This window comes from Bittarella massiliensis (ex Durand et al. 2017), assembly GCF_017566145.1.
GTDB lineage: Bacteria > Bacillota > Clostridia > Oscillospirales > Ruminococcaceae > Bittarella > Bittarella massiliensis_A.
The window spans coordinates 1-219 of record NZ_JABFCL010000251.1 but is presented as its reverse complement, the minus strand read 5'-3'; the positions used below and the strand labels follow the sequence as shown (position 1 = coordinate 219).

The following is a 219-nucleotide window of genomic DNA, read 5'->3' as shown; positions in this document are numbered from 1 at the left end:
GGAACGGCAAAATTTTTTACACTTCTATTACTACTTTATCACACATCAGCAAAACAGCACCCATTGCAACAAGCTTTGGCTTTGATTCACATTTTTTGCGATAGTAATCACGGAGTATGGGATTTTTAGCCTCTCCTGTGTGGGATGTACCGATGCTTTGTAAAGTAAGTGTATGAATAACTCGTCGGGCGACAGCAGAACCTCTTTTCGACATTTGAA

General features: G+C 40.2%; 1 pseudogene. It reads right to left on the bottom strand.

The annotated features are described in order from the left end of the window. Nucleotides 1–16: 16 nt before the first annotated feature. A pseudogene (locus HJY11_RS14225) lies at nucleotides 17–219 on the bottom strand (hypothetical protein); the annotation flags it as partial.